We start from the raw sequence: 24749 nt of genomic DNA, 5'->3' as shown, positions 1-24749 counted from the left end.
TTGCGCGGCAAGGTTTTAGTCCCGCTGTTTGATGGATTCAGCTCAGCTTTCCCTGACCGAAGGGATTGGGATGGGTGCTTCACGGCCGCGCCTGATGGCCGAACGGGAAGCTGCGACGTGCCCGAGTGGGTGAACTTCCCCAACCGCCATCGTTCGCGACGGCAGCACAGGGCCTGCACAGAAGTGGAAAGAGGCGCTCAATCGAGGGACGGAAAATAGTCCGCAGGCGACATTTTCAGTGTGGACGGTGAGATCCCTTTGGTGACCAGCTCGATCGGCGGCCCTATCGGTTCCGGCCTCCCGACGCCGCCCATTGCCGTAACGGCGGCTTCGACCGCCCATCGTCCCTGCAGCATGGGATTATCGAACGGCACGGCTGCGACACTGCCGTTGACAAGGCCGCGCGCGACGCTGTGGCTGATATAGGTGGCGATGAGCAGCGGACCGCTGCCTGCGCGCGCATGAAGGGCCATGGCGGCCTCGATTGCCGGAGCGGAACCGACGATCACGTCCGGCGTCGATCCACCGGCCAGCGCCTTTTCGAGGATCCTCAGTTGCTCGGCATTGCCCGTGTCGGCGCTCAGCACGGCGTCGATCGAGAGGGCCGAGCCCTCAAGGCCGCTCCGAAGGCCCGCCTCCAGCGGCGCCGTCCAGCCCGATTCCCCTGGGCCGGTGAGAAGGACCGCGTGGCGTGGCGGCATCCCGGCCGGGAACGTCCGCGCGAGATGCTTGCCGATCACGGCCCCCATTTGCGACCAGTCGACGCCGACGCGCGCCATGAGCGCATCGGAATGCAGCTCGTTCACAAGGCCGATGACCGGCCGGTGCGTCGCGGCGCGGCTCACGGCGGAGAGCAGCGTCCCGTCATCGGACGAAACCGCGCCGATCAGGATGGCGCGCGCATCGAGGCCTTCGCAGGCGGCGATCTGCTCGACCTGGTGCGACAGGGCCCGATAACCGCCGGCCTCGAAGAAGTGAACGGTCAGCCCCTTTTCCTTCGCGCGGGCCTCGATGCCGTATGCCACGCTGAGCCAGTATTCATCCTTGAAATGCGGCACCAGGACACAAAGATCCCCTGCCGTCGCCGCACCGCCGAAAAAGACGCAGGCGATGGCGATTGCGGCATGAATACTGCGCCGGTAAGCATGCTTCATGCGCGCCAGACGTTTCGACAAGCAGCTCCAGTCCGTCTTCATGGTCCTCTCCGGGCTGACCATCCTTGTCGGCCTTGTCTCGGTCGCCGTCAACTCCTACCTCGTGCGGTCCCAGGGGCGTGTGCTTGCCGAAAGCATCGCCATCATCGAGCGCACCGAGAGGGTGGCGCTCGACGCCGATCTTGCCGTGTCGCTGGCCGGCCGGCTGGCCACCGCCGGCACGGCGCGGGAGGTCACCGAGATCGAAAGGACGCTGACCGATCGTATCGGCAGCATCCGCAACGACGTCCTTGCCATGGATGTCTTCCTCACCGGCGCGACGGGCGAAATCAAGGAAGCCGGAAAGGCATTGGACCTCGTTTCCCGGATGAGCGGCACCGTGCGCCGCCTCCAGGCTGTCAACGCATCGCGCGGGAAAAGCGAGGCCCAACTCGTCGCCGCGGGATTGAGCCTGACGGACCTGATCTCAAGGCAGAAGAACCTCGCCAGGCTTCGCATCACGGCCGGCATCTGGGAGATGTATTCCGCGCGCGACGGCGCGGCAAGGCACGATCTCGACCGGCTCGCGGATGTCGACTTCTTCGCGTTCGAACGGCTTGGCGAACTGGGCGATGCCGCCGCCGCGATGATCCGTCTTGTGCAGGGGATCGGCGGCGTTGCCACGCAGGGCGACGTGTCCGCCCGGTCGGCCGATTTTCGCGCCGCCCTCGACCTCGCCGAGGCGCGGACGCCCTTCATGCCGTCCACGGCGGCACGCAGGAAGGCAGAGGACAATCTTCGCATCCTGGCTGCCGCCGACGAAGCGGACGGCCTGATCACCCTGCAGCATACGCGGCTTTCGGCAGTCGCCGAGCTCGGCACTCTTTCAGCGGAGCTCCGCCAGACGCTGGAGGCACTGGCGGGCGTTGCGGTTGACGGCCGGACGCAGGTAAGGGCCCGCATGCAGGACGGCGTGGCCGCCGCGGGACGCCGGGCGGTGCTGCTGACGGCCGGGCTTGCCGCCGCCGTCGTTATCTCCCTTGTCGCCGGCTATCTGGTCTGGTCGCGGACACGCACGCGGGTGGTATTGCGGCTCAATGCGGTTGCGGGGCGCATCGTCGCCGTGGCGCGCGGAGAGACGGGCCAGCCGATGCCGATCAGCGGGCATGACGAAATCGGACGGCTGGAGAAATCGATCAACGTCCTGCGCCGGCGCGCGCAGGAGGCCGCAAGGCTGCGGCAAAGCCTCGAAGCCGCGGTCCTCGCCCGCACGGCCGACGTGGTGGCCGAAATGCGCTCCGCCAATGCCGCAAGGGCCGAGGCCGAGGAGCTCGGCCGCGCGAAGATCCATTTCCTGGCGCGGATGAGCCACGAGATCCGTACGCCCCTGAACGGCCTGATCGGCATGCTGGATCTCCTGCTGCCCGGCGAGAAGGCCCCGCCGCGCCAGTCGCGGCTTCAGGCGGCCCTGACCTCGGCGCGCGATCTCCAGGCGATGACCGAAGACATACTGGCCTTCTCCAGCGGAGAGGACCGGATGGGCAGCGCGCGGCTCGTCCCGTTCGATCCCGCCCTGCTGGCGCGCGATCTGGCGGAGCACCTGCAAGTCCTTTCAAAGGCCGGCGATCTGGAAATCGCCGTCGACATCCCCCGGACCCTGCCGCCGGCGCTGATCGGCGACGCCGCGCGCATCCGGCAGGTGATCGTGAATCTCATCTCCAACGCCGTGAAATACACGCGCGCCGGAAAGGTGAAACTGGCCGTATCCCACAGGCCGCTCGCAAGCCCTCGCCGACATGAAATCGCTTTCACCGTCTCCGACACCGGGCCGGGAATGACGCCGGAGGAGGTTCGCGATGCCTTCGACATCTACGGCCGCACGATGGATGCCCGCCGCCGGGGCCTGCCCGGCGTGGGGCTCGGCCTTGCCATCGTGCGGCAGCTCACGGACATGATCGGCGGCGAGCTGCGCGTTGCGACGCAGGTCGGCCAGGGCAGCAGCTTCACGCTCGCGCTGAAGCTGGAAGAGGCCCTGCCCGAGACCCTGACGGAAACGGCCGCCATGCCCTCCCCGCGGGACGGCCTTCGCGTCCTCGTCGTCGATGACGATCTCGTGAGCCGCCTTGTTGCCCGCGGCTATCTGGAGCGCATGGGTGCGCGCGTGACGGAGGCGGCGAGCGGCGAGGAGGCGCTGTCCGAGACGGCCCGCTTCGACGCGGTCCTGCTCGACCGCAACCTGCCGGGGCTGCGCGGCGAGGAGGTCGCCGCCCGCATCGCCCGCAACGGCGCGCGGGTCGCGCTCCTGACGGCCGATCCCGTGCAGGGAGACCCCGCCAGCTTCCATGTGGACCAGGTGCTTCGCAAGCCGATCTCCTCGCGCGCACTGGCCGATTTCCTCGCGCAGGACGCCAGCCCCCCGCCGCAGGATGCTGCCGATACGCCCGAGCGCGTGCTGAGGGCGGATGTCGCCGACATGGGCGACGAGGCGGCGGCCGAGATCGTATCGGCCTTCCTCGACGATCTGGCGGAGGGCGTGCCGCACCTGCTGGCGGGTTCGGACCACGACCGGCGCAAGCGCCTCGCGCACCGCCTGAAGGGCGCTGCCGCCAACTTCGCGCTGCACGATCTCTGCGCGGTCCTCGGCAGGGTTGAAACCGGGGATGCCGGCGCGCTTGCCGCAATCGCGCAGCTATCGGCGGAGGCGGACGCCCGGCTGCGCGCCGCCGCCGGCCGGGCGGGACTTCAGCTTTCCTCGGGTCGGACGAAGCAGTAGCCCTCCCCCGTGCGGGTCAGCAGCCAGTCCGGATTCGCCGGATGGGCTTCTATCTTCCTGCGCAGCCGTCCGACGAGGACGTCGATGGTGCGGTCGCCCAGTTGCCAGGTGCCCCGGCCGAGGATCTCGCAAAGGCGCGCGCGCCCGAGCGTGATGCCGGGATTGGAGGTCAATGCGTTCAGCAGGTCGAATTCCTGCCCGCTCAACGCCTCCACGCGCGCGGCGGAGACCAGCCGGTGACGGATGCGGTCGAAATGCCAGGGACCGAAGTCGTCCACGGCCCCCGGCTGGGGCGCGCTGCGGCCGATGTCGGCGATGCGGGACAGCAGGTTCTTGATCCGTGCCGCCAGCTCGCGGCGGTCGAACGGCTTGGTGACGTAGTCGTCGGCGCCCATTTCCAGGCCGACGATGCGGTCGACCTGCTCGTCCCGGGAGGTCAGGAGGATGATGCCGACGCGTGAGCGGGCGCGTTGTTCGCGCGTGATCGTCAGCCCGTCCTTGCCTTCCAGGCCAATGTCGAGCAGCAGCACCTCCGGCGGATCGCGGTCGATCACGTTCTCCATGGACACGGCATCCTCGACCTCGGTGACCCGATAGCCGAGCCCGCGCAGGTAGCCGGCAAGCCGCATCCGCGTGACGCGGTCGTCCTCGACGATGAGAATATGTGCGCTCATGGGTTTTACATCCCTTTACATCTCTTCACCGCAAAGCTTGTCCCACGTCAACAGCTTTGCATGCCCGGGACATCACAACTGTGCCGAAACACAGACGGGAGTCCTACAATGACAGCGATGCTTTCCACCCGACGCGGCTTCCTACAGGGCGGGGCCGCCCTCCTGGGCACGAGCTGGCTTATGAACAGCACGACCCTTGCGTCGATCGATCCCAATTCCTTCGCCGGGCGCGTCTTCAGCGCCAGCCATTACGGCCCGTTCGAGGCGGTCGTGCGCGACGGCAGGATCCTCGAAATCGCGCCGATGATCGAGCTGGACCAGCGGCCGACCGAAATGCTGAGCTACGGCGTTCTCGACCGTGTCTACGACAAATCGCGCATCGACTATCCCATGGTGCGCAAGTCCTATCTCGCGGGGTGGAAGTCGGGCGACGTGAAGCCCGAACTGCGCGGCAAGGAGGAATATGTCCGCGTCGACTGGGACACCGCCCTGAAGCTGACGGCGAAGGCGATCGTCGACACGATCGAGCAGTACGGCAACCAGGCGATCCTCTCGACCTCCTACGGCGGCTGGAGCCATGCCGGCCTCATGCGGCCCAACGTGCTCCAGGGCAAGTTCTTCAACATGATCGGCGGCTGCACCAACACGGTGGGCGACTGGTCCGGCGGCGCAAGCCAGATCAGCCTGCCGCATGTGATCGGCGACATGGAGGTCTATTCGGCCCAGACGGCCTGGGAAGTGATCCGCGACAACACCGAGGTGTTCGTTCTGGTGGGCTGCGACCCGATCAAGAACAACCGCGTGGAATATACCGTGGCCGACCACGGCATGTACGCGCCGTGGGAGCAGATCCGCGACAACGGCTGCAAGTTCGTCTCGATCAACCCGCAGAAAACCGCCTCGGACGCCTATCTGAACGCGGAATGGGTCAGGATCATTCCCAATACCGACGTCGCGCTGTTCCTCGCCATGGCCCACCATGTGCTCGAAAAGGGCCTGGAAGACCGGGCCTACATGGACAGGTACACCGTCGGTTCCGACAGGTGGATCGCGTATGTCAAAGGCGAGGGTGACGACCGGACGCCCAAGACCCCGGAATGGGCCGCCGCCATCACCGGCATCGATGCCGCCAAGATCCGCGAGCTGGCCGAACTGCTGGCGAAATCGAAGACCGAGATCGCCGGCGCCTGGTCGCTGCAACGCGCCCATCACGGCGAGATGACCCATTGGGCCATCATCAACTTCGCCGCCCTCACCGGCAAGATCGGCAAGCCGGGCGAAGGCGTCGGCTTTAGCTGGCACTACGGCAACGGCGGCATGCCGCAATCGGGCAAGGCCACGCCCGCCGGCCTCAGCCAGGGCAAGAACTTCGTCACCGAGTATATCGTGCCGGCGTCCCGCGTCACCGAAGCGCTGGAAAATCCGGGTGCCGAAGTCGTCTACAACGGCAATCTGCGCAAATATCCCGACGTGCACATGATCTACAATGCCGGCAACAACTTCATGTCGCACCAGCAGGACACCAACCGGCTGATCAGGGCCCTGCAGAAGGTCAGGACCATCGTCAGCCAGGACGTCTGGTGGACCGCGGCCACCCGCTGGGCCGACATCGTGCTTCCCGCCTCCTCGCCGCTGGAGCGCGACGACATGTCGGTCGGCGGCACATATTCGAACGACCGCATCTATGCGATGAAGAAGATCATCGAGCCCGTCGGCGAAAGCCGCAGCGACTTCGACATCTTCGCCGATCTTGCCGACCTGTTCTACAGGAAGTCGCAATTCATCGAGGATCAGGCCTATCCGGAATACATGGACATCCTGAAGGTTGCCTATTCGAAGACCGGTGCGGCCGAGACCACGCCGTTCGAGACATTCTGGGAAAAGGGCTACGCACGGCAGCCCGCCCCCGACGCGGCCCGCGCCTGGGTGCGGCACGGGGACTTCTACACCGACCCGGAGAAGAACCACCTGCACACCAAGTCCGGCAAGATCGAGATGTTCTGCCAGACCATAGCCGACATGAAGCTGGAAGATTGCCCCGGCATGCCGATGTGGCTGGAGCCGGCCGAGTATCTGGGCAATGCCAGGGAAGGCCAGCTCCATGTGGTCAGCCCGCATCCCTGGTATCGCCTGCACAGCCAGATGGCGAACTCGGAGCGGCTGCGCGCGCTCTATCAGGTTCAGGGCCGAGAACCCGTGCGCATCAACAGCAAGGATGCGGCCGCCCGGGGCATTGCCGATGGCGACCTCGTCGAGATCTACAACGATCGCGGCACTGTCATCGCCGGGGCGGTCGTCTCCGACGAGATCATGCCGGGCGTCATCTCGATCTACGAGGGATGCTGGCCGAGCCTCGACGGCAAGGGACGCTGCAATTCCGGCCTGGTGAACTTCCTGACCTCGACGCAGAAATCGTCCGGCCTCAGCCAGGCGACCACGGCAAACACCTGCCTGGCATCCATCCGCAAGTGCGACGATCCCGAAGGCCCGAACCTCGCCTACGAGAAGCCGCCGATCATCGAGGACCTGAAGGTGGCCGCGATCGACGACGACGATCTCGCGCTGGACCGGCTGGATAGCCTCGTGGAGGCACTCTATGCCGACATGAGCCCGGGCGAGAAGCTGTTCTACGAACGCTGCACCGTCTGCCACGGCCCGCGCGACGTGGGCGCCTTCACCCAGTTGCAATGGAAGGCGATCACGCCCTCGATGTTCCCGCGCGCGGGCCTCGACGACGACGAGAAGGCGATCGTCATGGACTTCCTCCTGTCCAACGCCTCCGACGCCGCGAAGTGACCTGCACGAGCAGCGGCCGGCTCTCCCGGCCCTGCCCCCTTTCTCACGGATATTCATGCAAGATGCGCGACCCGGCCATGCCCACCCCACTCATCGACGGCGCGGCAGCCCTTGAGGCGGCCCTCGACCAGATCTCCCCGGTCACGGCCGTGTGCGACGTCGCTCTCGCCCAGGCGACGGGCCGGGTGGCCGCGCGGGACGTTGCGGCCCCAACGGCCATGCCGTTCTTCACCAATTCGGCGGTCGACGGCTTTGCCATTCGCCTTGCCGGCGCTGCGGTCTCACAACGGCTGCCGGTTGTCGCAACCCTTGCGGCAGACGCGGCCGCGGTGCCCGATCTTCCCGAGGGCAAGGCGATCCGCGTCTTCACCGGCGCCCCGCTGCCGGAGGGCACGGAAGCGGTGGTCCCGCTGGAGGACGTGCGCGAGAGCGATCACGCGATCCTTCTGGAAACCCTGCCGGAAGCCGGCGCCAACATGCGGCGGGCCGGCAGCGACCAGCCGCAGGGCGCCATCCTCCTGTCGCGGAGCCGGCGCATCCTTGCGCACCATATCGGCCTCCTTGCCGCAAACGGCGTGAGACAGGTGCGCGTCTTCGCCCGCCCGCGCGTGGCCGTCCTGTCGACCGGCGACGAGCTCACGGCCGACCTCCTTCGTGCCGGGCAGATCTACGACGCCAATCGCCCCATGCTGCTTTCCATGGTGCAGGCGGCGGGCGCCGAGGCGCTGGACGCCGGCGTGCTTCCAGACGCGCCCGGGCCTCTCGCCACCCGGCTTGGCGAGCTCGCCCGGACGGCCGATCTCGTTCTGACCTCCGGCGGCGTATCGATGGGCGGGCGCGATCCGCTGCGCCCGGCCTTCCTTGCCGCGGGCGGCACGATCGCCGCCTGGCGCGTGGCCCTGAAGCCGGGCAAGCCCATTGTCTTCGGGCGCCTCGGCCCGGCAGCCTTCACCGGATTGCCCGGCAATCCCCTTGCCGCTTTCGTCGGCTTCCAGCTCTTCGCCGCCGCACAGATCACACGGCTCTGCGGCACCGAGCCGGCGCCTTTCGCCGCCTTCCGCGGCAGGGCCGCGTTTTCCTGGCGCCGCCGGCCCGGGCGGCAGGAGGTGTTCCCCGTGCGATGCCTCGGCACGGACGAAACCGGCCTTCCCCTGCTCCAGCGCCTGGGCAACGGCGTCTCGGCAACCCTGTTCCCGCTTGCGGGCGCCGACGGCCTTGCCATCGTCGCCGCGGATTGCGCGGACGTCTCGCCAGGCCAGATGCTGCGCTGGCAGCCGCTTTTCGACGGGATGACCCATGATGCCTGAAGCCACCACCACCCTTTCCCCCTGTTCCGCAAAGCCGGGCACCGGCGCGCTGACCGATGCCTTCTGCCGCCGGATCAGCTATCTGCGGGTCTCGGTCACCGACCGGTGCGATTTCCGCTGTACCTATTGCATGGCCGAGCGGGTCGAATTCCTGCCCCGCAAGGACCTGCTGACGCTTGAGGAACTGGATCGGCTGTGCTCCGCCTTTGTCGGGCTGGGCGTGACGAAATTGCGCATCACCGGCGGCGAGCCGCTGGTGCGCAAGGGCATCCTCGGATTTTTCCGCGCCATGTCGCGCCACCTGGCAAGCGGGGCCCTGCGCGAACTGACCCTGACCACGAATGGCAGCCAGCTTGCGCGCCATGCGGAAGAACTGGCCGCCTGCGGCGTACGTCGGGTCAATGTCTCGCTCGACACGCTCGATCCCGGCCGCTTCGCGCGCCTGACACGCCGGGGCCGGCTGGAGACGGTGCTCGACGGCATCGCCGCCGCCCGCGCAGCGGGGCTTCGGGTGAAGATCAACGCCGTGGCGCTGCGCGGCCACACCGAGGACGAGCTGTTCCCGCTGGTCGACTGGTGTGCGGCGGAAGGCCATGACCTGACCTTCATCGAGGTCATGCCTTTGGGAGAGACCTCCATCGAAGAGCGTCTGGATCAGTATCTGCCTCTTTCCGACCTGCGCGCGCGCCTTGCCGGCCGCTTCACCTTGCAGCCGCTGGCCGGAACCACCGGCGGGCCGGCGCGCTATCTGCAACTTGCGGAGACCGGCCAGAGAATCGGCTTCATCACGCCGCTCAGCCACAATTTCTGCGAGAGCTGCAACCGGGTTCGGCTCGGCTGCACCGGAACCCTCCACACCTGCCTCGGCCAGGAGGGCGCCACCGACCTGCGCGCGCCGCTTCGGGGCTGCCCGCAGCAGGCGGAGCTGGAAGAGGCCATCCGTGCGGCCATCGCGCGCAAGCCGCGCGGGCACGATTTCGATTATTCCCGCGCCGCGCCGGGCGGGGCGGTCCGCCGTGCCATGAACCGCACGGGAGGTTGACCGGGATGGCGACGATCGACATCCTCTACTTCGCATGGCTGCGCGAACGCATCGACGAACCGCGCGAGCGCATCCTCACCTCGGCGGTAAGCGTCGCCGACCTCGTCGCGGAACTCCGCCTGCGCAGTGAACGCCATGCCGCGGCCTTCCGCGACCCCGCCTCCGTCCGCGTGGCGCTCGATCAACGCCTGGCGGATTTCTCCGCATCCCTTTGCGAGGTGCGCGAAGTCGCGTTCTTCCCACCGATGACCGGAGGCTGAGGGTCATGGAGATCGAGGCGCCGCTCTATGGCGAAGGCGAACTGCCGCGCTACGAGCGCCACATCCTGCTGCGCGAGATCGGCGGCCAGGGACAGGCGCGGCTCAAGCGGGCGCGCGTGCTGGTCGTCGGCGCGGGCGGGCTCGGCGCACCGGTGCTGTTGTACCTGGCGGCGGCGGGCGTCGGCCGGATCACGGTGGTGGACGACGACAGCGTGTCGCTGTCCAACCTGCAGCGGCAGGTGATCCACAGCCAGCAACGGCTGGGCATGGCCAAGGTGGAATCGGCCCGGATCGCCCTTGCCGGGATCAATCCCTACGTCACCGTGGTGCCGGTCGAGGCCCGGCTTGACCGGACGCGTGCGGCGGACCTCATCGCCGGGCAGACACTGGTCATCGACGCCACCGACAACCTGCCAACGCGCCATCTCCTCAATGCAGCCTGCACCGCCGCCGGCGTGCCGCTGCTTTCCGGCGCCATCAGCCAATGGGAGGGACAGTTGACGCTGTACGACCCGGCGAATGGCGCGCCGTGCCTTGCCTGCCTGTTTCCGGTGCTGCCGCCGGACGAGCTCCAGGTCACCTGCACCTCGGCCGGCGTGATGGGCGCCCTTCCCGGCATTCTCGGCGCGATGATGGCGGCCGAGGCCATCAAGGAGATCGCCGGAGCGGGGCAGAGCCTGCGCGGCCGCCTCCTCCTGCACGACGCGCTGTGGGGCGAAAGCCGCCAGATCGCAATTCACCGCAGCCCTGGATGCCCGGTCTGCGGCCACTGCCGGAAGGATCCGACATGACGCTGACGCATTTCGACGCCGACGGCCAGGCGCATATAGTCGATGTCACCGCGAAGGTGGAAACGACACGGCTGGCTGTGGCCGAAGCGCAGGTCCTGATGGCGCCCGAAACACTTGCCCTCGTGGTCGCGGGCAGTGCCAGGAAAGGCGACGTCCTCGGCGTGGCGCGCATCGCCGGGATCATGGCCGCCAAGCGCACGGCGGACCTGATTCCGCTCTGCCACCCGCTGGCATTGACACGGGCGACGGTGGATTTCGAGATCGATCACCATCTGCCGGGCGTTCACGTCCGCGCCGCGGTGCAGACGAACGGGCCGACCGGCGTCGAGATGGAGGCGCTTGCCGCCGCATCGGTGGCTTGCCTGACGATCTACGACATGCTGAAAGCTATCGAGAAGGGCATGGTCGTCACCGGATTGCGACTGGCGTTGAAGGACGGCGGCAAATCGGGCCGGTACGTGGCCGACGAGAGGAGGACATCGTGATGCGGCTTGCGCATGTCAGCATCGAGGGGCGCGGCGAGACCGACCGCTTCCTGGCCATGGTTGCGGACGCGCTCCAGGCCGAAGGGCTTCGCCTGTCGGGCGTGGTGCAGACCAATACCGCGCGCGCCGACCGGCCCAAATGCGAAATGGACCTGCGCGTCCTGCCCGATGGACCGACGCTGCGCATCAGCGAGGATCGCGGCGCGCTGGCACGCGGCTGCATCCTCGACCACGCGGCGCTGGAACAGTCCGTTGCCGAAGTCTCGCGGCGGCTGCACGGCGCCGACGTGCTGATCGTCAACAAGTTCGGCAAGCGCGAGGCGGAGGGTCACGGAATGGTCCCCGTCATCGCCGAGGCGCTGGAGGCAGGGATTCCCGTCCTCGTCGGCGTGAACAAGCTCAACCTCGAACCGTTCCTCGCCTTTGCCGGGGAGATGTCGCTGGCGCTCCCGGCCGACATGCGGCAAGCGGTCGACTGGTGCCGGGCAAGAGAGGTCGCAGATGTCCGCTGACAATCCGCTGATCGCCATACTCGTCGTCTCGGACCGGGCGGCCCGGGGCGAATATGAAGACCTCGGCGGCCCCGCGGCCGAGGAGTGGCTCCGGCGCGCCGTCCGCCCGCCAGTGCCCCTCCTGCGTCGCATCGTCCCCGATGGCTGCGAGACGGTGGCCGCCGCCCTCCAGGACCTCGCGGACAACCACGGCGCCGACCTCATCCTCGTCACCGGCGGCACCGGGCCGGCACCGCGCGACCAGACGCCGGAAGCGCTCGAAGCGGTGATCGACAAGGCGCTTCCGGGCTTCGGCGAAGCCATGCGGCAGGCAAGCCTTGCCGAGGTCCCGACCGCGATCCTGTCGCGGCAGAGCGCCGGCATCCGCGGCCGGACGCTGATCATCACATTGCCCGGCAAGCCGTCGGCGCTCGCGACCTGCCTCGACGCGGTGTTCAGCGCCGTGCCCTATTGCCTCGACCTCATCGGCGCCGCCCGCATCGAGACCGACCCGCAACACTGCGTCGCATTTCGTCCCTCGAAAAGCTGACCCGGATTCTTCATCGAATTTCCGGACAAAGACCACCGCGCGGCGTTATCCTGCGCGTTGCCGCCGATAGTCCTGCGAAGTCTTCAGCGAAAGACGATACCGCCGTCCACGCTCAATGTCTGGCCGGTGACGAAGGCGGCATCGTCGGAAGCGAAGAAGGCGACGGCGCCCACGACGTCGTCCGGGTCTCCGATGCGGCGCATGGCGGTCTTGTCCCTGCCGGGACTTGCGCACGCAGCAGTAAGTGGTTCAGGGGGGCTTGCCGCCCCGAGCAGAACCGCAAGCCGAAGGCACCGCAGAACGGCAGCGCCCCCTTGGCTCAGGCGTGGTCGAGGAGATTACCGGCTCGCCGCGAACTCCGCCATGCGGCGGATCAGGAGAGCGCCGACCGTCGCGCCGGCATCCTGCAGGCCGACGGTCTTTTCCTGGAATGCCGCCGCCTTGCCATGCTGTGCGAGCATGGACTTGGTGGCCTCCAGCGCCTGTTCGGCCGCATCCGCCGTCGCGGTCAGCGCGTCGGAAAGCGAGGCACCGGCGGCAGCCTGCGCCTCCAGCATCGTGGCGATGGGATCGAGCACGTCGAGCAGCGTCTTGTCGCCGACCTTCGCCTTGCCGCGCTCGGCAACGCCGTCGCGATAGGCGCGCCAGAAGGCGGCCATGTCGGCGGTGCCGAGCGCATCCTTGCCCTCGACGGCTTTGCTGGCGCGCAGGAACCCGGTTGCCGTCAGCGTGCCCATGGTGGAGGGTGCGGTGCGGGCCATGGTGGCGCCGGCGGTGCGCAGCAGCTTGGAAATGCCCGCCGCCTCGCCTTCCGCTTCGAGCGCTTCGGCGGCGGCGGCGAAGGCCTTGCTCATGGTGATGCCGAGATCGCTGTCGCCCACCTTGCCGTCGAGCGCGATGAGGAATTCGCGCTGTTCGGCGAAGAGTTCCTTCCAGCTCTTGAAGAGGTCGATCAGGCTGGCGGCGTCCAATGTCTGAAGCGTCATGGCATCACCCCGCGACGTGCTGGAAGAACGGCGTGTTGGCCGGGGCGGCGATAAGACGGTCCAGTTCCTCGTCGAGATGCAGGATCGAGATCGAGGCGCCGGCCATCTCCATCGAGGTGGCGAACTCGCCGACCCAGACATGTTTCGCGGTGACGCCGCGCGCCTCCAGAAGCTGCGATACGCGGCGGAAAAGGATGTAGAGCTCTTCCAGCGGCGTGCCGCCGAGGCCGTTCATCAGCACGGCGACAGTGTCGCCCTGCTTGTAGTCGGTTTCCGCGAAGATGCGGTCCACCATCTCGTCGACGACGGCGTCGGCCGGCGCAAGCTTCTTGCGGCTGATGCCGGGCTCGCCATGGATGCCCATGCCGATTTCCATCTCGTCCTCGCCGATGGAGAAGGTGGCGTGGCCGATTTCCGGCACGACGCAGCTCGAAAGCGCGACGCCCATGGTGCGGGTGCGCAGGCGCGCCTTGTCGGCAAGGCGGGTGACCTCGTCGAGCGAAAGACCTTCGGCGGCGGCAGCGCCCGCCGCCTTGTAGATGAAGAAGATGCCCGCGACGCCACGGCGCTTGTGCTCCTCGCCGACGATCGACGAGGCGACGTCGTCATTGCCGACGACCTGCTTGACCGCGATGCCGTCGAGATCGGCAAGCTCGGCCGCCATGTCGAAATTGATGATGTCGCCGGTATAGTTGCCGTAGATGTAGAGGACCCCGGCGCCCTGGTCGATGTGCTTCGTCACCTGGTACATCTGCTCGGCGCTGGGCGACTGGAAGACGCCGCCGACGGCCGCGCCGTCCAGCATGCCGTCGCCGACGAAGCCGAGGAAGGTCGGAAGGTGCCCGGAGCCGCCGCCGGTGGCGATGCCGACCTTGCCGGGCCTGGTCCGGGCCGTCACGAGGCAGCGCAGGTCGTCGGCCGCATAGGTGACGGCGGGATGCGCCTTGTAGATGCCTTCCAGCATCTCGTCGACGAAGTTGACGGGGTCGTTCAGGAACTTCTTCATGGGTTTCCTCCGAAGTGGGGGTTATTTCTTGCGCTGGCGCGTGACGAAGAAGGCGGCGGCCAGCAGGATGAAGCTGCCGACGACGAGCCGCTGCCAGGTGCTGGGAATGCCGACCATGACGAGCACGCTGTTCAGCACGACGATCAGCAGCACGCCGAGAAGGGTGCCGAGCACCGTGCCCGTGCCGCCGGTGATGCGCGCGCCGCCGAGCACGACGGCGGCGATGACGTTGATCTCGGTGCCGACGAGATCGAAGGGATTGGCCTGCCGGTTGGCGCAGACATGGATGATGCCGGCAAGGCCCGCGAGCGCCCCCGCATAGCCGAACAGGAAGACGTGCACGGTGCGCAGGCTATAGCCGAGGCGGCTTGCGATGTCGGCATTGCCGCCGACGGCGAAGATGGCGCGGCCCATCAGGGTGCGGTTGAGGATCCACCAGGTCACGAGGGCCGCGACGGGCAGGACGAGGAAGTAGAAGGGCAGCGTGATCAGCGCGCCGTTGGCGGATTCGAACTGGACGAGCGGCATGCGGCCGAAGGCGCCCATCTGCGGCGGCAGCGACATGATCCAGACCGTGCCGATGAAGGAGAGCAGGAAGCCGCGGAAGAGATATTGCGTGCCGATGGTGACGATCAGCGACGGAACCTTGAGGTGATGGACGAGCAGGCCGTTGACGATGCCGAGCGCCACCCCGCCGAGCGTCGCCATGAAGATGACGACGACGATGGGAAGGCCCGGCAGGTAGCTCTGCACCAGCACCGTCATCGAATACATGGTGAAGGCCGCGATCGCCGTGAAGGACACATCGATGCCGCCCGCCGCCAGGATGATGAAGACGCCGAGCGCGAAGAGCCCCATGACCACGCTGGCGCGGCCGATGTCGATGAGCGTCGAGGGTTGCAGGAAAGCCGGGTTGGCGATGGCGACGCTGACGCAGATCGCGACCAGCAGCAGGAAGGTGATGGTCTCCGGGCGGCGGCGCACGAGCTCACCGAAGCTGAAGGAACGCGACGGGCCGGCGGCGCCGTGGAGTTCATCGGTCCGTGAAGCGTTCATTGCACAGTCTCCGTCATGGTCGTCAGCATCGCCTTGTAAAGCTGGTCTTCGGTTGCCGCCTCCGCATCCACCTCCGCGACCACCCGGCCGCTGTTCATGACGAGGATGCGGTCGGCGTTCTGCAGGAGCTCGGGCAGGTCGTCGCTGACGATGACGAGACCCATGCCTGCTTCGGCGAGCGCCTGGATGACGCGGTAGATCGTATCCTTGGAGCCGACGTCGACGCCGACGGTCGGTCCGTGCAGCACGAGCAGCTTCGGCGCGATGCTGAGCCAGCGGCCGATCAGCACGCGCTGCTGGTTGCCGCCAGAGAGCGCGCCGACCGGCAGGTCGAGGTTCTTCGTGTTGAGCCGCATCTCCTCGGAAAGGCGCGCGGCGATCCTGCGCCCCTCCTCCCGGTCGACGACGCCGAGCGAATTGGCAAGGCGCGAGACGATGAGGGCGATCTCGTTCTCGAAGATCGACTTGTCGAGGAAGAGGCCTTCGGCGAGCCGGTCCTCCGGCACGTAGCCGATGCCCTGCTCGATGGCCTCTGCCGGCGAGCGCACGGTGACGGCCTTGCCACCGAGCGTGAGCGTTCCGGCCGATGCGGGGGCGACGCCCGTCAGGGCCATGGCGAGTTCGTTGCGGCCGGAATCGGCAAGGCCGGTGATGCCGAGGATTTCGCCCTTCCTCAGCGAGAAGCTCATCTCCTGCACGCCATCGGCGGCGAGACGGTCGACCTTGAGGAGTTCCTCATCGGAGGGCTTGCCGGTGCGATAGCGCTGGGCGTCGATGGAACGGCCGGTCATCAGCTCGGCCAGCTCCTTCTTGCTGTAATTCGCGATAGGACCCTGCGCGACGCACTGGCCGTCGCGGAAGACGACGGCATGGCCGCCGATGCGGTAGCATTCGTCCAGCTTGTGCGTGACGAAGAGCACGGCGACGTTTTCGGAGCGAAGGCGCTCGACGACGCGGATGAGATTGTCCACCTCGCGGCGCGTCAGCGAGGTCGTCGGCTCGTCCATGATGACGAGCTTGGCGCGGGTCGCGATGGCCCGCGCGATGGCGACAAGCTGGCGCGAGGCGAGCGGCAGGTCGGAAACGATGGTGTTGAGGAAGGCGCGGTCGGTCGGCAGGCCCGCGGCGGCGAGCGCCCGTTCCGCCGTCTCCCGCAGCCGCTTGCGGTCGAAGAGGCGCGCGAGGCGGCCGTTGGCGTTGACCAGCTGCTCGTTCAGCGCGACGTTCTCGGCGACCGTAAGGTTCGGCAGCAGCGACAGGTCCTGGTAGACGGTCTCGATGCCGGCGGCGAGCGACTGGATCGGCGTCAGCGACGAGAAGGTCTCTCCGCCCAGCACAATCTCGCCCGAGGTCGGTGCATGCGCGCCCGACATGATCTTGATGACGGTGCTCTTGCCGCAACCGTTCTCGCCCAGGAGATGGTAGGCCTCGCCCGGCTGGAGCGTCAGGTCGATGCCGCGCAGGGCATGGACGCCGCCGAACCATTTCTGGATGTTCCTGAGTTCAAGGAGCGCCGCCGGTTGCTGCGCGGTATGTGCTTGTGCCGCCACGGAAATTGTCCTCATGCTGACCGGCGCGTCGCCACGCCGGACGGTTCCGGCCGGAAGGAAAACCTCCCGGCCGGCTGACGGTTTGCCGGATCAGAACATGTGTTCCTTGTAGGTCGCCTTGTCGGCGAGGACCATGCCGTTGCCGAGGATCAGGAGGCCCTTGCCCGCGCCCTGCTTGACGGAGACCTTGTTGTAGCCTTCGACGCCGAGGTCCATGCCGTCGGTGACTTCCTTCTTCTCCAGCAGCAGCTTGGCGACGGCGTTCATCGCCATGCCGGCCTTCTGCGGATCCCAGAAGCCGATCGCCGTGATGGCGCCGGATTCCAGAAGGTCGGCCGACGGGTTCGGAAGGCCGGTGCCGACGAGGCAAATCTTGCCGCTCAGGCCCGCTTCGTCGATGGCGCGGCCGACGCCGAGGACGTCGTTGCCGGCAGAGGTCTGGAAGCCCTTGATGTCAGGGTGCTTGCGCAGGATTTCCTTGGCCTTCTCATAGGTGCCGTTGGCGTCGTCGAAGGATTCGTTGTTCGGATCGACGAGCTCCATGCCGGCATATTTCTTGGCGTTCTCCTCGCCCGCACCGACCCACTGCATATGCGTGCGGCTGCCGAGCGAGCCGACGAAGGTCGTCCACTTGCCTTCCTTGCCCATGCATTCGGCCAGGCGCTCGTTCAGCGCCGCGCCGTAATCGGCATTGTCGAAAGCCTCGACGTCGGCATTGGTGTTCACCTGGTTGTCGGCCTCGTGCGTGACGACGACGATGCCGCGCTCCATGGCGCGCTGAAAGGTGCCTTCCAGGACGGCCGGGTCCATCGGCACGACGGCGAGCGCGTTGACGCCCTTGGCGACGAGGTCGTTGACGATCTGAAGCTGCTGGGCCGAGTCGGCCGTCGCCGGGCCGCTCTGGCTGGCGACGACGTCCGGATTGGCCTCCTGATAGGCGACGACGCCCGTGTTCATGCGGTCGAACCACGGAATGCCGCTGATCTTGACCACGGTGGCGATGACGGGCTTTTCCTGGGCGGCCAATACGCCGATGGAACCTGCGAGCGCGACGGCTGCAACGGTGGTTCCGGCCAGAACCTTCTTCGAGAACGATTTCATGTTTTCCTCCACGAATTTTCCCTCCACTTTCACTTCGGCGCTTGAGGGACAGGCACCGAAGGGGTTTGCGAGCGGCAACCCGGGGCGAGGAAGCCGGCAATGTCGTAGCGGCCGACGGCCAGGAAGGTGAGCAGCAGCAGCCCCCAGGCGAAATCGCGCACGAAATTGGAAAGGCCGCCGAAATTGAGCAGGCTCGACATGAGCTGCAGGGCGATGGCGCTGAGCACGACGCAGACGACGCGCCCGTAGCCGCCCTCCGGCTTCACGCCGGCCATCACGGCGATCAGGATGGCGATCAGCAGGTAGGAGCTGCCGTAATCGAACTTCACATTGACGTTGCGCGCCGCGATGATGATGCCGGCAAGGCCCGACAGCGTGCCTGATATCGCATAGGTGGCGACGATCACGCCGTTCCGCGGGAAGCCCGCATAGACCGCGGCCTTGGGATTGGTGCCCATCAGCATCAGCCAAAGACCATAGGGCGTGAACTTCAGCAGCGCGGCGACGATGCCGGCGACCAGCACGAAGAGAAGGAAGCTGATCGGCACGGCCGCGATCATGTCGTTGCCGATGCTGGAAAGCAGCGCCGGGCTGCCGACCATCACGGCCTTGCCGCCGGAAACCACGACCGCAAGCCCCATGAAGGCCATCTGCGTGCCGAGCGTGCAGAGGATGGGCGTGATGTTCAGCCGCGAGATCAAGAGGCCGTTGATGACGCCGCCGGCAAGGCCGACGAGCAGCGCGCCCGCGATGAAGGCGAGGCTGAAGGCCGTGCCGCTCTCCGTCGCCGACAGGAAGGACGAGACGATCACGGCGGAGAGCACGCCCGAGAGATTGGCAAGCGCGATGCCGGAGAGGTCGATACCGCCATTGCCGGCGCACATGGCCAGCATGACGCCGATGGCCAGCAGGCCGATTTCCGGCACCTGGCTCGCCATGGACTGGAGATTGAAAACGGAAAGGAAGCCGCCGGAGATCAGCGCGCCCGCCACGAGCAAAAGGCCGTTGATGACAAGCAGCATCGCCAGCTGTGCGCCGGTTTTGTGCATGATCTCCTCCCATTTGTTTACTAAACAAATTTCGACTTCACTAAAACGCTAGCAAAGGAAATTTGTGCTGACAAGCCCTGTTTGCATGCCATATCGGTTGCGAAAGGCGTCAATTTGCCCTAGGTCTCAGCAGGATCACTTAAATCGTTTAGTAAACTTGTTCGCAGTTGCAGCATAAAAAGGCCGCTGACCGCCGCATGAAAAAACCGGGAAAACTGACCATCAGGGACATCGCCGAGGCGGCGCGCGTATCGCCGGCGACGGTTTCGCTCGTGCTGAACGGCAAGGGGGAGATTTCCGGCGTGACGCGGGCGCGCGTGCTGGAGGCGGTGGCGAGCCTCAACTATGTGCCGCGGGCGACACGCAGCGCCGAACCCGGCGAGACGCTGCGCTTCCTGAAGATCGCCAAGCACGGCCACACCGTCAACCGCGACCACAGCGTCTTCATCTCCGACTATATCGACGGCATGTCCGCCGAGGCGACGCGGCGCAACTATACGCTGGAGGTGGTGAGCTTCGAGGGACAGCCGATCTCCTCGGTCGCCGAATCGCTGGCGGGCGCGCCGATTTCCGGCGTGATCGCGCTCGGCACCGAGCTGACGGAGGCCGATATCAGGCTGATCCAGGGCCTCGGCCTGCCGACCGTCTTCATCGACACGTTCTACGACGTGCTCGACGCCAATTTCGTCGACATGAACAACGAGGACGCCGTCTACAAGGTGCTCTCTCGCTTCCGCATGCAGGGCTTCCAGCGCATCGGCTTCGTCGCCTCCCATGTCGACACGACCAACTTCCGCCTGCGCCGCGAGGCCTTCTTCAAGAACATGGCGCGCCTCGGCCTGCCGGTGAACGAGGCCGACATCCTCTCGGTGGAATCGACCTATGACGGGGCCTATCTCGATACTCGCGCGCTGCTGTCGACCGGGCTCGACCTCGCCGAATGCTACTTCTGCACCAACGACATCATCGCCTACGGCTTCATCCGGGCGCTGCGCGAACACGGCGTCTCGATCCCGGAGGACGTCTCGATCATCGGCTTCGACAACCTGCCGCAGAGCGCGACCATGGAGCCGGGCCTGACGACCATCGACGTTTCGAAACGCAAGATCGGCTACCTCGCCGTCACCGTGCTCGACGACCTGATCACCGCCGCGGACCCGCAGCCGCCGGTCAAGATCCTCGTCGGCGCGGAGCTCGTCCTGCGCGCCAGCCACCAGCACGGCGCGCCGAAGATCACCGAGGAGCGCCCGCGACGGGCGGCAAGGCAGCCGGCGGAATAAACCCGAGGAGGAAGACCATGGAATACAGGACGCTCGGCCGCACGGGCCTCAAGGTTTCGGCCATCGCCATGGGCACCTTCTCCTTCGGCGGGGTCGGCGCGTTTTCGCGCGTGGCCAGCCAGGGCGTGGCGGAAGCCCGTCGCCTCATCGACTGCTGCATCGACGGCGGCGTCAACCTCTTCGACACGGCCAACATGTATTCGCTCGGCCGCTCGGAGGAGATTCTCGGCGAGGCGCTCGGCGACAAGCGCGAGAAGGTGCTGATCTCCTCCAAGGCCCGCATGCGCATCGGCGACGGGCCGAACGACGAAGGCACCTCGCGCTACCACCTCATCCGCGAATGCGAGGCGAGCCTCAAGCGGCTGAGGACCGACCATATCGACATCTACTTCATGCACGAATGGGACGGGGTGACGCCGGTCGAGGAAATGCTCTCGGCGCTCGACACGCTGCGCCAGCAGGGCAAGATCCGCTATATCGGCTGCTCCAACTATTCCGGATGGCACATCATGAAGGCGCTCGGCGTCGCCGAGGCGAAGAACCTGCCGCGCTTCGTGACCCAGCAGATCCACTACACGCTGGAAGCGCGCGAGGCCGAATACGAGCTGCTGCCGATCTCCATCGACCAGGGCCTCGGCGTCATGGTCTGGAGCCCGCTCGCCGCCGGCCTGCTCTCCGGCGCCTTCGGCCGCGACAGGACGCCGGCCGATTCCCGCCAGGCCGCCGGCTGGAGCGAACCGCCGATCCGCGACCGCGAACGCCTGTGGACTATCGTCGATGCGCTGGAAGGCATTGCCCGGCAGCGCGGCGTCACCGTCGCGCAGGTTTCGCTCGCCTGGACACTGTCCCGCCCCGCCATATCGAGCCTCGTGGTCGGCGGCCTCAGCGAGGACCAGTTCCGGGAAAACATCGCGACCGCGGACCTGAGGCTCTCGGAAGATGAGCTCAACACGCTGAACAAGGTCAGCCGCCCGCCCTACATCTATCCCTATTGGCACCAGCACAATTTCGCCAGCCAGCGCTTCAGCGCCGGCGACCGGGCCTTGCATGACGGCTACGCCGATCTTGGACCGGTTTGACCTGACGGTTGGACCAGGGAAAGGCATAAGGTTTGCCGAACGCAGTCACGGGACCAGCGGTGATCCCTTGAGGTCGAAACGATGCATCCATGCCGGCTCATCGGCCCGGGTAATTGGCGACACAGCCCGAATAGGCATCGAGGCCTCTCGCATCATGACATTTCGGCAGAATCTATAACTCTGGTTCCCGCGCGCCCTTCGATGGCGGCGTCAAGCAGGGCCTTTGCAATCCTTGGGCTCGGATTGATCCGCAACGACTTGGGGAGCAACGGCCCCAACAGTTTCAGGACGGCGGCGCCGATTTGCTCGCGTCGACGCATGTCCTCTCGTTCGCCGCCGATCAGCCCCGGTCTCGCCAGCGTCAGCGACGCGAATCCGAGCGTAGCGAGGTCGGCCTCGGTCTCGCCTTTCACCTTGAAATAGAAAAGGGCCGAGCGAGGGTTGGCGCCCCTCGCAGAGACGATGGCGAAAGCCGGCGTTCCATGCGCTCTGGCGAGCCTGGCGACGGCAAGGGCATAGTCGTGGTCCACCCTGCGGAAGTTTTCGCGAGACCCTGCCTTCTTGATGGTGGTGCCAAGCGTGCAGATCACCGCATCGGCCCGCCACCAGTCGGCGTCCGCGGGCAGGTCGTCGAAACGGACCAGCGGGGCGGTCAGCTTGGGATGGGTCACCGCGAGGGGCCGCCGCGTCGGTGCGACCAGCGTTTCGACCCTCGCATCCGCAAGCGCCTGCGCCAGAACCTCCCGCCCCACGACACCGGTCGCACCCAACAACAGAAGTCTCATGCCGGCCTCCTCAGGCTTTTCGATCCCAGACCAGCGCCTGCTCCTTGCGGACCATCTCCCCGGCGCTCTCGGGGCGCACGGTGCGATAGGGCGGATCCTCCGCCTCGATGACGTCGATCATCGCCGCGATCATTTCGGCAGGGTCGTGCTGCCTGTCAAGTTCGCGCACGGGCCAGTGCTCCACGACGCGCTCGCCCAGGCCCCACCACTGGTCCATGCTCTCCATTCCCGTATCGTTGAAGCCGGTGCGATAGGCGCCGGGATTGACTGTCACGACCTCGACGCCATAGGGCTTCAGTTCCTCGTGCAGGGCCGAGCAGATGCCTTCGACCGCATGCTTGGAGGCCGCATAGGCACCGTCGAAGGGCACCTTGACCAGCCCGGCGACCGAGGAGGTCCAGACGATCCGGCCGCTGCCGCGCCTGACCATCTTGCGGGCAAAGCCCTGCGCCAGTTCAAGGGCCGCAAAGACGTTGGTCTCGAAGACCGAGCGGAAGACCGCCATCGGAATCTCGGCCATCGGCCCCGATTCCATGATGCCGGCATTGTTGTGCAGAACGTCGATGTCCAGTTCCAGCGCCCTGGCGCGGTCGATCTCGTTGAGCACGTCGAGCTTGATAACCTGCATCTCAATGCCATCCGCCCTGGCGGCGTTGCGCAATTCCCAGACCTGCGGCCAGATCTGGCAGCCGGCGATCACCTGATGACCGCGCCGTGCGAGGCCGAAGGCGACACCGCGGCCGAACCCGGAGGCCGCGCCGGTGATGAGGACCGTCTTACCCATGTCGTTTCTCCCGGTGCGTTCAGGCCGCGATCTCGCCGTTGCGGATCGCCACCCGGATCGCCTGTGCCGTCGTCGTAACGCCGAGGCGCTTGCGGATGCGCCGAAGGTGATTTTCGATCGTGCGTTCTGAAAGGCCGAGCGTCGCGGCGATCTCGACCTGCCGGCGGCCGGCGGCCGTCCAGGCGAGCACCTCGCGCTCGCGTCCGGAGAGCGCTCCGATCTCATCGTCGGCGGGTGTCTCGAGGAGCTCGCGTGCCGTAAGAAACGCGGCTTCGGCAACAAGTTTCAACGCCAGTTGGGCCTGCGGCGACGCGTCGATCCGCTCGCCGCCGAGGCTCATCGCGCCTTCCAGTCCCAGCGGGCCGAACACCGGCACCTGAAGGCCGTGAATACCACGCCCCCGGGGCGTCCGGACGATCCGGTAGAGCTGGCCGCCCCTTGCCGTCGTCTTGGTCCAGAAGAACGGCTCCCGCGCGTCGAGGATATGCCGCGTGACCGGGCAGCGACGCACATAGGTTTCGGCATCGACCGCCTCGCCGCCGCCGAACCAGTCGCCCTCGACCCAGTAGATGCGCTCGACCACCTCGTCCTTCGCGGCGGAGGCCGAGAACAGGACGAAGCGGTCGTAGCCGAGCGAACCGCAGAACACGCGCAATGCGTCCTCGATCACGGCGAGGCTTTCGGCGCCCTTGATGAGGAGAGCGCTCCGGAATGCCGCCTCTGCCGTGCGCGCGTCCGTCATCAGGCCGTGACTTCCTTGAGGAGGGTCTCCGCCGCGAGCTTGCCCAGGTTGTTGCCGGCCAGCGGGCTGTCTCCCGTGATCAGGGTACGGTCCCTGTGCACGGCGCCGGTAATGCCGTCGTTCACGATCTCGAAGCCGAGCGTCTTCAGCTTCTCGCCGAACTTCCACGTCAGGTGGCCCGGCATGTAGCCGATGTCGGGCGTCGTGGCGTCGAGCGCATCGGGGAAGGCGCAGATCCTGAAGCCGCGATAGATGTCGCTGTCGCCGACTGCCAGGAAGGCCGCCGGGCCGTGGCAGAGAGAAATGACGAAGCGGTCGTTTGCCGCCGCCCATTCCAGCGCCGCGCCGACATCCCTGCTCCCGGGAATGCCGATCAGCGCGCCATGCCCGCCGGGAACGAAGATCGCGGCATAGCCGTCCAGCCCGCCGGCGATCACATCGGCCAGCTTGCGCGGCTGCTTGAACTGCGGATGATATCTGGCGAAGAAGCCCTTCACCTCGTCGTCCTCGGACGGCATGGCCCAGAACTCGAACTTGACCGGATTGCCGGAGACGGTGGCCACGTCGAAGGCGAAGCCCGCCTTGTCGAGGTGATACATCGGCAGCAGCGTCTCCACCGGGTGGTTGCCGGTCGAAAAGAAGCTGCCGTTGTCGGTCAGGAGGTAGCGCTCATCCGCGCCGATCATGAGGATTTTCTTCGCGCCCCTGTAGGGGGTCGGATAATCCGCGCCGCCGAGGTCGGACTTCGGCGACGTGAACTGGCTCAGGGAATAGATCGAGGGAAAGAACGCGTTCTCTTCCGCCGGATCGGGTTGCGGTTTCTTGTCGGATACATTTCGGTAGGACATGCGCGCCTCGCTGGCTTGTGATGATATGACGAAGTTAGCGCGTAGGGAACGATTGCATAATGAGGGATTTCCCTCAACGCCCGGAGAGACGGCCGGGTTCCGCGTCGTCATGCGGTTTCGCGTCGGGACGCCCGATGCAACGCTATTTTATGCCGCGATCCAAAAATCCGCTTTTCTTTTC

The 24749-nt window shown here is 66.6% G+C and carries 23 protein-coding genes and 1 pseudogene; 11 read left to right on the top strand and 13 right to left on the bottom strand.

Annotated features, from left to right (window positions below; genetic code table 11):
* Positions 1–197: 197 nt before the first annotated feature.
* Positions 198–1196 carry a TMAO reductase system periplasmic protein TorT gene (torT, locus tag L0976_RS13830; RefSeq protein WP_234187927.1) on the bottom strand — a complete coding sequence of 333 codons (999 nt, stop codon included), beginning with the start codon at positions 1194–1196 and terminating at the stop codon, positions 198–200.
* On the opposite strand from torT, the gene L0976_RS13825 reads away from it, so the two are divergent.
* Positions 1153–3906 (top strand): ATP-binding protein, encoded by a 2754-nt coding sequence (locus L0976_RS13825; protein WP_234187926.1) that lies wholly within the window; start codon positions 1153–1155, stop codon positions 3904–3906. The two genes, torT and L0976_RS13825, sit on opposite strands and share 44 nt — an antisense overlap.
* Here L0976_RS13825 and L0976_RS13820 read toward each other — a convergent pair.
* Entirely contained in the window at positions 3876–4580 is a 705-nt protein-coding gene (locus L0976_RS13820) for a response regulator (RefSeq protein WP_234187925.1), read from the bottom strand. The genes L0976_RS13825 and L0976_RS13820 overlap by 31 nt on opposite strands.
* Positions 4581–4688: 108 nt before the next feature.
* Here L0976_RS13820 and L0976_RS13815 point away from each other — a divergent pair, with 108 nt between their 5' ends.
* The 8 genes from L0976_RS13815 to mog all read left to right on the top strand — a co-directional run bounded on the left by L0976_RS13815 (position 4689) and on the right by mog (position 12302).
* Complete coding sequence (locus L0976_RS13815; RefSeq protein ID WP_234187924.1) at positions 4689–7376, top strand: molybdopterin-dependent oxidoreductase; 2688 nt, start codon at positions 4689–4691, stop codon at positions 7374–7376.
* 77 nt (positions 7377–7453) lie between these two features.
* The gene (gene glp / locus L0976_RS13810) at positions 7454–8683 is read left to right on the top strand and encodes a gephyrin-like molybdotransferase Glp (protein WP_234187923.1); all 1230 of its coding nucleotides are present in this window, start codon (positions 7454–7456) and stop codon (positions 8681–8683) included.
* Positions 8673–9725 carry a GTP 3',8-cyclase MoaA gene (gene moaA / locus L0976_RS13805; protein WP_234187922.1) on the top strand — a complete coding sequence of 351 codons (1053 nt, stop codon included), beginning with the start codon at positions 8673–8675 and terminating at the stop codon, positions 9723–9725. Before glp ends, moaA begins: the two co-directional genes overlap by 11 nt.
* Before the next feature lie 5 nt (positions 9726–9730).
* The gene (locus tag L0976_RS13800; RefSeq protein WP_234187921.1) at positions 9731–9985 is read left to right on the top strand and encodes a MoaD/ThiS family protein; all 255 of its coding nucleotides are present in this window, start codon (positions 9731–9733) and stop codon (positions 9983–9985) included.
* 5 nt (positions 9986–9990) lie between these two features.
* Entirely contained in the window at positions 9991–10776 is a 786-nt protein-coding gene (locus L0976_RS13795; protein ID WP_234187920.1) for a molybdopterin-synthase adenylyltransferase MoeB, read from the top strand.
* Positions 10773–11261: a cyclic pyranopterin monophosphate synthase MoaC gene (moaC, locus tag L0976_RS13790; protein ID WP_234187919.1), complete on the top strand. Its 489-nt coding sequence runs from the start codon at positions 10773–10775 to the stop codon at positions 11259–11261. The genes L0976_RS13795 and moaC overlap by 4 nt, the downstream gene beginning before the upstream one ends.
* Positions 11261–11773, top strand: a complete 513-nt coding sequence (locus tag L0976_RS13785) for a DUF2478 domain-containing protein (RefSeq protein ID WP_234188024.1) — start codon at positions 11261–11263, stop codon at positions 11771–11773. The genes moaC and L0976_RS13785 overlap by 1 nt, the downstream gene beginning before the upstream one ends.
* Positions 11763–12302, top strand: a complete 540-nt coding sequence (gene mog / locus L0976_RS13780; RefSeq protein WP_203315560.1) for a molybdopterin adenylyltransferase — start codon at positions 11763–11765, stop codon at positions 12300–12302. Before L0976_RS13785 ends, mog begins: the two co-directional genes overlap by 11 nt.
* Positions 12303–12385: 83 nt before the next feature.
* On the opposite strand, the pseudogene L0976_RS13775 reads toward mog, so the two are convergent.
* The 7 genes and pseudogenes from L0976_RS13775 to L0976_RS13745 form a co-directional block, all read right to left on the bottom strand.
* Positions 12386–12517, bottom strand: a pseudogene (locus tag L0976_RS13775) (SDR family oxidoreductase); the annotation flags it as partial.
* A 123-nt stretch (positions 12518–12640) separates the two neighbouring features.
* Positions 12641–13288 (bottom strand): dihydroxyacetone kinase family protein, encoded by a 648-nt coding sequence (locus tag L0976_RS13770; RefSeq protein ID WP_234187918.1) that lies wholly within the window; start codon positions 13286–13288, stop codon positions 12641–12643.
* Between the two features lie 4 nt (positions 13289–13292).
* Entirely contained in the window at positions 13293–14294 is a 1002-nt protein-coding gene (locus L0976_RS13765) for a dihydroxyacetone kinase subunit DhaK (protein ID WP_234187917.1), read from the bottom strand.
* Positions 14295–14315: 21 nt separating this feature from the next.
* Positions 14316–15350, bottom strand: a complete 1035-nt coding sequence (locus L0976_RS13760; RefSeq protein ID WP_234187916.1) for an ABC transporter permease — start codon at positions 15348–15350, stop codon at positions 14316–14318.
* A complete protein-coding gene (locus L0976_RS13755) occupies positions 15347–16915 on the bottom strand; it encodes a sugar ABC transporter ATP-binding protein (RefSeq protein ID WP_370643665.1) in 1569 nt (522 codons plus the stop codon). The genes L0976_RS13760 and L0976_RS13755 overlap by 4 nt, the downstream gene beginning before the upstream one ends.
* A gap of 75 nt (positions 16916–16990) precedes the next feature.
* Positions 16991–18001, bottom strand: coding sequence for a substrate-binding domain-containing protein (locus L0976_RS13750; protein WP_203315555.1), 1011 nt, complete (start codon positions 17999–18001; stop codon positions 16991–16993).
* A 29-nt stretch (positions 18002–18030) separates the two neighbouring features.
* Positions 18031–19050 carry an ABC transporter permease gene (locus tag L0976_RS13745; RefSeq protein WP_234187914.1) on the bottom strand — a complete coding sequence of 340 codons (1020 nt, stop codon included), beginning with the start codon at positions 19048–19050 and terminating at the stop codon, positions 18031–18033.
* Between the two features lie 197 nt (positions 19051–19247).
* Here L0976_RS13745 and L0976_RS13740 point away from each other — a divergent pair, with 197 nt between their 5' ends.
* Positions 19248–20330, top strand: coding sequence for a LacI family DNA-binding transcriptional regulator (locus L0976_RS13740; RefSeq protein WP_234187913.1), 1083 nt, complete (start codon positions 19248–19250; stop codon positions 20328–20330).
* 17 nt (positions 20331–20347) lie between these two features.
* A complete protein-coding gene (locus L0976_RS13735) occupies positions 20348–21409 on the top strand; it encodes an aldo/keto reductase (protein ID WP_234187912.1) in 1062 nt (353 codons plus the stop codon).
* Between the two features lie 152 nt (positions 21410–21561).
* On the opposite strand, the gene L0976_RS13730 is transcribed toward L0976_RS13735, so the two are convergent.
* Genes L0976_RS13730 through hchA form a run of 4 tightly spaced genes read right to left on the bottom strand, consistent with a single transcriptional unit; the run spans position 21562 to position 24568 of the window.
* Positions 21562–22194 (bottom strand): NAD(P)H-binding protein, encoded by a 633-nt coding sequence (locus L0976_RS13730; RefSeq protein WP_234187911.1) that lies wholly within the window; start codon positions 22192–22194, stop codon positions 21562–21564.
* A gap of 10 nt (positions 22195–22204) precedes the next feature.
* Positions 22205–22978: an SDR family oxidoreductase gene (locus L0976_RS13725; RefSeq protein ID WP_234187910.1), complete on the bottom strand. Its 774-nt coding sequence runs from the start codon at positions 22976–22978 to the stop codon at positions 22205–22207.
* A 19-nt stretch (positions 22979–22997) separates the two neighbouring features.
* The gene (locus L0976_RS13720; RefSeq protein WP_234187909.1) at positions 22998–23720 is read right to left on the bottom strand and encodes a PA1136 family autoinducer-binding transcriptional regulator; all 723 of its coding nucleotides are present in this window, start codon (positions 23718–23720) and stop codon (positions 22998–23000) included.
* Positions 23720–24568 carry a glyoxalase III HchA gene (hchA, locus tag L0976_RS13715; RefSeq protein ID WP_234187908.1) on the bottom strand — a complete coding sequence of 283 codons (849 nt, stop codon included), beginning with the start codon at positions 24566–24568 and terminating at the stop codon, positions 23720–23722. Before hchA ends, L0976_RS13720 begins: the two co-directional genes overlap by 1 nt.
* Between the last annotated feature and the right edge of the window lie 181 nt (positions 24569–24749).

Source organism: Shinella sp. NM-101 (assembly GCF_021401195.1).
Lineage (GTDB): Bacteria > Pseudomonadota > Alphaproteobacteria > Rhizobiales > Rhizobiaceae > Shinella.
Note: the sequence above shows the minus strand (reverse complement) of the source record. Positions and strands in the feature narration are given on the sequence as shown.